Raw genomic sequence first — 8,399 nt, forward strand, 5'->3', positions numbered from 1 at the left:
CAATGGGGCTTTCTGGTCGACTGGCTCGACGCTGGAGCGACGTCAGCAGAACCTATCTCGCCCAGCAGGAACGTCTCTCGGACGTCGTTGGTGGCGCCAGTTCGCTGTCGAAGGCCCTGCGGATGGCGTTGCAGTCCTGTGTTCTCGGTCTCGGCGCTTACCTGGTGATCGGCGGCGAGGCTTCACCTGGGGTGATCATCGCATCTTCCATTTTGCTTGGCCGCGCCTTGGCCCCGGTCGATGCTGCGATCGCAAACTGGAGAGGCTTTCTGTCGGCCCGGCGCAGCTATTCCGAGCTGGCAGCGGTCATGGCGGCATTCGGCCGCCAGGACGAGCCAATGGAGTTGCCTCGGCCGCAGGCGCGGTTTGCGGTCGAGCAATTGACCATTGCGCCGCCCGGCTTGCCAAAGCCAACCGTGGTCAATGTGAGCTTCCATCTGTCGAGAGGCGCTGGGATGGCCGTAATCGGCCCAAGCGGTTCCGGCAAGACAACTTTGGTGCGTTCGTTGGTCGGGGTGTGGAAGCCGCTCCATGGCTCGGTGAGATTGGACGGCGCCTCTCTCGATCAATGGAACTCGGAACAGCTCGGCGCCCATATCGGCTACATGCCGCAGGATGTGGAGTTGTTTGACGGCACGGTAGCAGACAACATTTCGAGGTTCCGAGGCAAGACGGATCCAAAAGGCGTCCTTGCGGCGGCAAGAGCAGCCGGCGTCGAGAAAATGATAATGCAACTCCCCCAGGGATTTCAGACCCGCATCGGCGAGGGCGGAGCGGCCCTGTCGGCAGGGCAGAGGCAACTCGTGGGTCTCGCCCGAGCACTTTATGGCGAGCCGTTTCTTGTCGTGCTCGACGAGCCGAACTCGAACCTCGACGTGGACGGGGACACTGCCCTGGCCGGCGCCATACGGGCAGTGCGTCAGCGCGGAGGCATCGTCATTGTCGTTGCGCATCGTCCTTCGGCACTCGCCAACATCGATCAGGTACTGGTTATGTCGAATGGAACGGTTCATGCCTTTGGCTCGCGCGAGCAGGTCTTGGCGAACGTGCTCCGACCTTCACCGCCTGTTTCACCTCGGCCATCTTCTTTGGCGCCGATACCGGGGGTTGCCGGGCATGCATGAGGCTCTGCTCGAAACATTCGTCACCTTCTCGTCGTATGCTCGGACCCTTCGTGGCAGCAAACCGCCTGCCGTGAGCGCGCCAGATCTGTCGGACGGTATACGGGCCAACCTGATATTCGGCTTGGCGATTACCGGTCTGCTGGTTCTTGGCGGCGGTCTATGGCTGGGATTGACCAAGATCGCCGGCGCTGTGGTTGCACCAGCCACCGTGGTGGTGGAAACCAACGTCAAGAAGGTCCAGCATCAAACCGGAGGCACAGTGGGCGGGATCTTCGCGCAGGACGGAGATCATGTGCGAGCCGGCGACGTGCTGGTCAGGCTGGATGACACGCTGACTCGCGCGAACCTGCAAATCATCAGCGAGGATCTCGATCGCGCGACCGTCCGCCTCGCCCGGTTGGAGGCCGAGCGCACGGGCCTGGCGGAAATGCAACTGCCGGTCGGCCTGAAGGCGCGAATGAACCAACCGGAGCTGGCTGCGCTCGTCAATGGCGAGCGCGCCCTCTTTGAAACGCGCGCTTCGGCTTTGGCTGGACAGAAGGCACAGTTGAGAAGCCAATCCCAGCAACTTGAACGCCAGATCGACGGCCTTAAGGCGCAACAGAGCGCGGTGGATGAATCGGTTGCTCTGCTGAACAAGGATTTCGCGGACGTTGATTCCCTCTACGCCAAAAAACTCGTCTCCAAGGAGAGGCTAAGCAACATCAAGCTGGATGCCACCCGGGCCAGGGGAGAATCGGGGCGCCTCGCTGCAGCAGTAGCTGAAGCGCAGGCGCGCATCAGCGAAACGGGGTTGCAGATGCTGCAACTGGATGACCAAAGGCGCACTGACGTGACGACCGAACTCCGCGAGACGGAAGCCAAGCAGACCGAACTCAACGAACGGAGGATTGTGGCCCAGGATGAATTGACCAAGACAACGATCCGCGCGCCGCAGTCCGGAACGATACAGGAATCGGCTGTCCATACCGTCGGCGGCGTTATCGCGCCTGGCGAGATGCTCATGACCATTGTACCTGATGCCGATGATCTTGTGGTGGACGCGCTGATCCCGCCGTCGCGGGTCGACGACGTCCGCCCGGGGCAGCCGGTATCGATCCGTTTTCCGGCGTTCGACGTGGGAACCACTCCGGTCTGCCAAGGGTCAGTGAAACACATCTCGGCAGATCTGATTAAAGATCCGCAACGTCAGCTTTCCTATTTCTCGGCGCGTATCAAGGTTGAAAGCAAATCGAACTGCCTGACGGAAGCGAAGGTGCTGAGGCCAGGCATGCCCGCCGAGGTTCATATCCGCACCGATGAACGCAATGTCTGGTCTTATCTGTTGAAACCCTTTGTGGATCAGATGTCCAAGGCGTTTACGCAGTGATGGCGAGGTGGAGGAGGGTGAGCCAATAGGATATCGGGATTTCTGGCGGCCCGACGGCTTTTGGGGGCGGGCGGCCGTCGAGCCTAACCGGCGACGCGGGGATGAAGCGCCTCCGGCTGGAGGAAACATGCGCGTTATGTGACGCCACCGCATCATTCGAATAGCGAGGCTGGATTACCGCCCCCAGACGACGGCATTCTCGTGCCGTTTGATGATGTGCTTCAGATTCTCGAAGGCGGTCGTGACGTGGCCGGCGAAGCGCTCTGCCGCGGGCGAGCGTGGCCCGCTGACCCGGCGCAGGATTCCAAGCGAGCGGCTGGGCTGCGGAATTTCATAGGGTAGCACCGTCACCCGGTTTTCCTTGCGCTGCGCGAAGACCACGGAGAACGGCAGCACCGCCAGCGCATCGGTTTCGGCAAGGAAGTTGATCACGCTCATCAGCGAGCCTCCCGAATAGCGGACGTTGAGGTCCGACATGCCGATGCTCATCAGGATCATCTGCAGGTCCGACATCAGCGGAGAACCGGGTAGCGGGGCAACCCAGGGAAAGCTGGTCAGGTCATGCGCCCTGAGGCGGCGATTTCGCAGCAGGGGATGGTCGGGCCGGCAAGCCACGACGTTGCGTCCGGGCAGGATTTCCGTGAATTCGAAGCCGGGTCCCAGGTCGAGCACGCCGATCGGCACGATCCCGAGATCGATCTGGTTGCTCTCCAGCGCCGCGACCATCTCGGGCAGGTTCATGTAGCTTTGCTGGACGGTGACCTCGGGCTCGAGCTTCTGGAATTCTCCGATCATCCGGCTGATCATCGCATCCATGAAGAAAGGCACACCGCCGACACGGACGACGCCCTTGGTGCCTTTCATGAAGCCCTGCACCGCATCCGACGCCTTGCGCGACGCGGTGATGATCGTGCGGCCCTGCGCCGCCAGCTGGAAGCCGTGCGGTGTCGCCTGCAGCGGCCGGCGGCCCTTGAGGAAAAGCGGCTCGCCCACCCGTGCCTCCAGCATGGCCAGCGATCGGCTGACTGCCGGCTGGGTCAGGCCCAGCATAGCGGCTCCTTCCGACACGCCGCCTGCATCCAGCACCGCGGCGAGCTGCATGAGGTGGCGCTCGTTCAGCTTCATAGCAAAACGCTATACAAGGGACGCCACATCTCATCAAGCATCGCGTCAGGCCGTGCTATCCCGCTTGGCAAGGGGAAGGGAGGCCCCGGCGGGATGCACGGCCAGCACGACCCGAAGCGAGATGAATTCCCCAAGGCGATCTCGACACAGGCCGAGGAATTCTCACGGCGCCTGACGGCAATGGGCCAGTCCCGCCTGGCGGCGGCGGCACAGGCAGCCGTCGACGGTTTGCACGCGCTGATCGTCGAGTTGCGGCCCTCCGGCGAGGAATTCCGGCAGGCGATCGATTTTCTGACCGAGGTTGGCCACTACGCCGATGCGCGGCGCCAGGAATGGGTGCTGTTCGCCGATGTCCTGGGCGTGTCTTCGCTGATCGAGGATCAGAACAGCCCGCGCCCTGTTGGGGCGACCCCAAACACCCTGGCCGGCCCCTTCTACCGGGCCGACGTGCCGGAGATGCCGCTCGGCGCGAACATTTCGCGCGATCACAAGGGTGAGCCGCTGGAAGTTGCCGGCCGGATCGTCGCGCTCGACGGCGCGGGGATCGGCGATTCGATGGTCGAGATCTGGCAGGCCAATGCCGAGGGTCTCTACGAGAACCAGGAACCTGATAGGCAGCCTGAATTCAATCTGCGCGGACGCTTCCGTACCGATCCGCAGGGGCGGTTCCGCTTCACGACGGTGAAGCCGAAGGGCTACACGCTGCCGTCGGACGGCCCAGTCGGCCAATTGATCTCGGCACTTGGCCTTGGCCTCGAGCGGCCGGCCCACATCCATTTTCGCGTCTCGGCGGAGGGCTTCGAAACGCTGACGACCCACATCTTCGACCGGTCGGACCCCGCGATCGGCCGGGATGCCATCTTCGGGGTCAAACCCGAACTCATGGCCGAGTTCCGCGCGCTGCCGCCCAACGGAGGAAAACGGAAGCACGCGCTCGACCTCAACCTCGTGCTCTGCCCGCAGCGGCGGGGCGAAACCGAAACCTCTGGGAGGAGATGACCGATGGCACGTGTCAGCGGCTACCACCATTTGACGCTCTCGACGGACAGCGCTCAGGAAGATTTTGATTTCTATACCAAGGCACTGGGCCTGCATTCGGTCAAGCGCACCGTCTTGTTCGATGGCGTCATCCCGGTCTATCACCTCTATTACGGCTCGCCCAACGGCGATGCCTCGACGATCATCACCACCTTCCCGTTCCGCAAGCCAGGCGTCTATGGCCGACGCGGATCCAACCAGTCGCGTACCATCATGCAGTCGATCCCCAAGGGGGCCGCGGATTTCTGGGTCGACCGGTTGAATGCGCGTGGCATCGAGGCCATCAAGATCACCCGTTTTGGCGCCGACCGTGCGGCTTTCGCACATCCCTGCGGTATCCCGCATGAGCTGGTGGAAAGCGACAGGGATCCACGCGCGCCCATCGCCAACGAAACGCAGGGCATCGGCAAGGCCCACGGCATCAAGGGAATCTACGGCGCCGTGGTGGCGGTGATGGACCGCACCGCCATGGACGACTTCCTGACCATCGCATTGCCGATGGAGAAAGAGGCCGACGACCACGAAGGGCTGGTGTTCCGCGTGCCCGACGCGGCCGGCGTCGCTCAGCGCGTGGAGGTCATTGTCGACCGCGACAGCCCGCAGGGCACCTGGACGCTGGCGGGCGGCACGATCCACCACCTCGCCCTCAACACCGGCGACGAAGAGAACCAGTTGAAACTGCGCGCCCATATAGAGGGCCTCGGCTTCACCGATATCTCGGAGCAGAAGGACCGCAACTACTTCAAGTCCTGCTATGTCCGCTCCCCCGGAGGCGCGCTGTTCGAAATTGCCTGGACCACGCCCGAAGGCTGGGCCAAGGACGAGCCCCCGGGCCAGATAGGCAAGACGCTGGTCTTCCCGCCATGGTTCAAGGACCGCGAGAGTGAATTGCAGGCCGGCCTGGAAGAGGCGGATTTCGCGTGAGTTCAGGCAGCGGTCCGCTCCGGCTTGGGCCAAGAGGTCCGGAGGCGAAGGCGATTTGCGTCTTCGTCCACGGCCGCGGCCAATCGCCCGAAGAGATGCAGTCGCATGTGCTGTCGCGGCTTTCTGCGTCCGCCGTGGCCTTCATCCTGCCGCGCGCACCGCTCGGCATGTGGTGGGAGGCGCGTGCCGTCGACCCGTTGACGCCGGTCGCCCGGGCGCAGCTTTCCGACGCGCTCGACCACCTTGCGGCCGCAATGGTCGCGGCGCGGGCCGAACTGCCCGGACTGCCGCTTCTTCTCGCGGGCTTCTCGCAAGGGGCGTGTCTGTCGATCGAATATCTCTGCGCGGGGCTGCCGCCGCCGGACGCTTTGGCGGCCTTCACGGGCTGCCGTGTCGGCGTTCCGGCGGACGAAAGATCCGAGGCGGCGCCGGCCGGAATGCCGATCTATCTTTCCGGCGGCGATGCCGATCCCTGGATACCAGTCTCTGCGTTTGCCGATGCCGCGCAATCGCTGGGCCGGTTTGGCGCGAGCTTGCGGGCCGATCTGTTCCCGGGCCGCGGCCATGAGGTCTCGGACGCCGAGATCGCCATGCTGGGCACGATCCTCGACGACCTCGCGGCCGGGCGCGGCCCGCGCATGGAGGCGGCGCGATGATGGACAGCTTCACGTTTCCGGGCCTGACGACACGGGTAGTCTTCGGTGCCGGCAGCATGGCTCGCGTCGAGGAGGAAGTCCGGCGGCTCGGCCATGACAAGGTGATGGTGCTGTCGACATCGCATCAGAAGGGCGATGCGGAAAGACTGGCCGCAAGCCTTGGTGGCCTCGCGGCCGGGATCTTTGCCGGCGCGGTCATGCATACCCCTGTCGAGGTCACGGAAAAGGCCGTCGATGCCTTCCGCAGCAGCGGCGCTTCGGCGGTCGTCAGCCTTGGCGGCGGCTCGACCACCGGGCTCGGCAAGGCCATTGCCGTGCGCACCGGCGCCGACCAGGTGGTCATTCCCACCACCTATGCCGGCTCGGAAATGACCGACATCCTCGGCGAGACGGCGGCCGGTGAGAAGACCACCCGCCGCTCGCCGGACATCCGCCCGGAGACGGTAATCTACGACGTTGATCTGACATTGAGCCTGCCGGTAGGCCTCACCGTCACCTCGGCGATGAACGCGATCGCCCATGCGATGGAGGCTTTCTATGCTCCCGATCGCAACCCGGTGATAGTGCTGATGTGCAGGGATGCCATGGTTGCCTTCCGGGACGGCATTCCAAGGTTGATCGGCAATCCGCAGGAGCGCGCAGCGCGGACGCAGGCGCTCTATGCTGCGTGGTGCTGCTCGACCGCGCTAGGCTATGTCTCGATGGCGCTGCATCACAAGCTGGCGCATGTCTTCGGCGGCTCGTTCGATACGCCGCATGCCGAAACCCACGCCATCCTGCTGCCCTACACGACCGCCTTCAACGAAGCGGCAGTGCCCGATCTGCTGCGCCCCATCGCCGAGGCATTCGGCGGCGGCTCGGCGGGCGGCGGGCTCTGGGATTTCGCACAGTCGGTCGGCTCTCCGCTGAGCTTGAAGGCGATCGGCATCGAGGAGACCGATCTCGACCGCGCGGCGGCGATCGCGGTCAAGAACGCCTATGCCAATCCGAGGCCAATCGATCCGGGATCGATAAGGGAACTCCTTCAGGTGGCGTGGGAGGGACGCCGTCCGGGGGCTTGAGAATAAAACAAGAGGGAGGAACTACAGTGATCACAAGACGCAGCCTACTGAAAGCCTCGGCGGCGACAGGCCTGGCGCTCGCCGGTTCGCGCCTGGCGACGCCGGCCATCGCGCAAGGCGCCAAGATCCGCCTGGGCTATGTTTCGCCGCAGACCGGGCCGCTTGCCGGCTTCGCGGAGAGCGATGCCTACAACATCAAGGCCTTCCTCGCTTCCGAGGCAGGCAAGAACTTCGAGGTCATCGTCAAGGACAGCCAGTCGAATCCCAATCGCGCGGCCGAGGTGGCGAAGAGCCTGATCGTCGATGACGAGATCAACCTGATGCTCGTCGGCTCGACGCCCGAGAACACCAACCCTGTGGCCACCACCTGCGAGGCGGAGGGCGTGCCGGTCATCTCGACGATGGCGCCGTGGCAGCCTTGGTTCATCGGCCAGCAGGGCAATCCGGCCGATCCGGCGTCGTGGAAGCCTTTCAACTTCGCCTATCATTATTTCTGGGGTCTCGAAGACATCATCGCCGTCTACACCGGCATGTGGAAACAGCTTTCCACCAACGGCAAGGTGGGCGGGCTGTTCCCCAACGACGCCGACGGCAATGCCTGGGGCGACCCGAAGAATGGGTTGAAGCCCGGCCTCGACGCCGCCGGCTTCAGCCTTGCCGATCCTGGCCGCTATCAGAACCTTTCGGACGATTTCACCGCGCAGGTCAACGCCTGCAAAGCCGCCAATGCCGAGATCGTTACCGGGGTGGTCATTCCGCCCGACTTCACCACCTTCTGGAACCAGGCCCGCCAGCAGGGCTTCAACCCCAAGGCGGTGACGGTCGCCAAGGCGATCCTTTTTCCGCAATCGGTCGAGACGCTCGGCGATGCTGGCCACAACCTCTCGTCCGAGGTCTGGTGGTCGGCCTCGCACCGTTCAAATCGTCGCTGACGGGCGAGAGTTCGGCCGAACTCGCTGCGGATTTCACCGCCAAGACCGGCCGTCCCTGGACCCAGCCGATCGGTTTTGTCCATTCGCTGTTCGAGGTGGCGGCCAATGTCATGGGCCGCGTGTCGGATCCAACCAATGCCGAGGCGATCGCGGCGGCGATAGCGGCCACC

At 63.9% G+C, this 8,399-nt stretch carries 7 protein-coding genes and 1 pseudogene; 7 read left to right on the plus strand and 1 reads right to left on the minus strand.

Going from position 1 to position 8,399, the window contains the following annotated elements; translation table 11 throughout:
• Together EN750_RS09430 and EN750_RS09435 are read left to right on the plus strand one after the other, a co-directional pair.
• On the plus strand, nucleotides 1-1,124 hold a 1,124-nt coding region (locus EN750_RS09430; RefSeq protein WP_127396254.1), incomplete at its 5' end, for an ATP-binding cassette domain-containing protein.
• Nucleotides 1,117-2,493 (plus strand): HlyD family type I secretion periplasmic adaptor subunit, encoded by a 1,377-nt coding sequence (locus EN750_RS09435; RefSeq protein WP_127396255.1) that lies wholly within the window; start codon nucleotides 1,117-1,119, stop codon nucleotides 2,491-2,493. The genes EN750_RS09430 and EN750_RS09435, both read left to right, overlap by 8 nt.
• A gap of 174 nt (nucleotides 2,494-2,667) precedes the next feature.
• Here the strand turns inward: EN750_RS09435 and EN750_RS09440 are convergent, their stop codons facing one another.
• A complete protein-coding gene (locus EN750_RS09440) occupies nucleotides 2,668-3,618 on the minus strand; it encodes a LysR family transcriptional regulator (RefSeq protein ID WP_127396256.1) in 951 nt (316 codons plus the stop codon).
• A 93-nt stretch (nucleotides 3,619-3,711) separates the two neighbouring features.
• Between EN750_RS09440 and EN750_RS09445 the strand changes: the two genes are divergently transcribed.
• From EN750_RS09445 to EN750_RS09465, 5 genes and pseudogenes are all read left to right on the plus strand, one after another.
• Nucleotides 3,712-4,617 (plus strand): dioxygenase, encoded by a 906-nt coding sequence (locus EN750_RS09445; RefSeq protein WP_127396257.1) that lies wholly within the window; start codon nucleotides 3,712-3,714, stop codon nucleotides 4,615-4,617.
• Between the two features lie 3 nt (nucleotides 4,618-4,620).
• Nucleotides 4,621-5,580 (plus strand): VOC family protein, encoded by a 960-nt coding sequence (locus EN750_RS09450; protein ID WP_127318892.1) that lies wholly within the window; start codon nucleotides 4,621-4,623, stop codon nucleotides 5,578-5,580.
• Nucleotides 5,577-6,236 carry a dienelactone hydrolase family protein gene (locus EN750_RS09455; RefSeq protein WP_127318890.1) on the plus strand — a complete coding sequence of 220 codons (660 nt, stop codon included), beginning with the start codon at nucleotides 5,577-5,579 and terminating at the stop codon, nucleotides 6,234-6,236. Before EN750_RS09450 ends, EN750_RS09455 begins: the two co-directional genes overlap by 4 nt.
• Entirely contained in the window at nucleotides 6,236-7,297 is a 1,062-nt protein-coding gene (locus EN750_RS09460) for a maleylacetate reductase (RefSeq protein WP_245482660.1), read from the plus strand. Before EN750_RS09455 ends, EN750_RS09460 begins: the two co-directional genes overlap by 1 nt.
• A gap of 26 nt (nucleotides 7,298-7,323) precedes the next feature.
• Nucleotides 7,324-8,399, plus strand: a pseudogene (locus EN750_RS09465) (ABC transporter substrate-binding protein); the annotation flags it as partial.

The sequence above is a fragment of the Mesorhizobium sp. M7A.F.Ca.ET.027.03.2.1 genome, assembly GCF_003999175.1.
Classification (GTDB): Bacteria; Pseudomonadota; Alphaproteobacteria; order Rhizobiales; family Rhizobiaceae; genus Mesorhizobium.

What these genes read in the sequence shown, in the direction of transcription:
- EN750_RS09435 (WP_127396255.1), top strand. Translation starts at nt 1,117, where the DNA reads ATGCATGAGGCTCTGCTCGAAACATTCGTCACCTTCTCGTCGTATGCT.
- EN750_RS09440 (WP_127396256.1), bottom strand. Translation starts at nt 3,618, where the DNA reads ATGAAGCTGAACGAGCGCCACCTCATGCAGCTCGCCGCGGTGCTGGAT.
- EN750_RS09445 (WP_127396257.1), top strand. Translation starts at nt 3,712, where the DNA reads ATGCACGGCCAGCACGACCCGAAGCGAGATGAATTCCCCAAGGCGATC.
- EN750_RS09450 (WP_127318892.1), top strand. Translation starts at nt 4,621, where the DNA reads ATGGCACGTGTCAGCGGCTACCACCATTTGACGCTCTCGACGGACAGC.
- EN750_RS09460 (WP_245482660.1), top strand. Translation starts at nt 6,236, where the DNA reads ATGGACAGCTTCACGTTTCCGGGCCTGACGACACGGGTAGTCTTCGGT.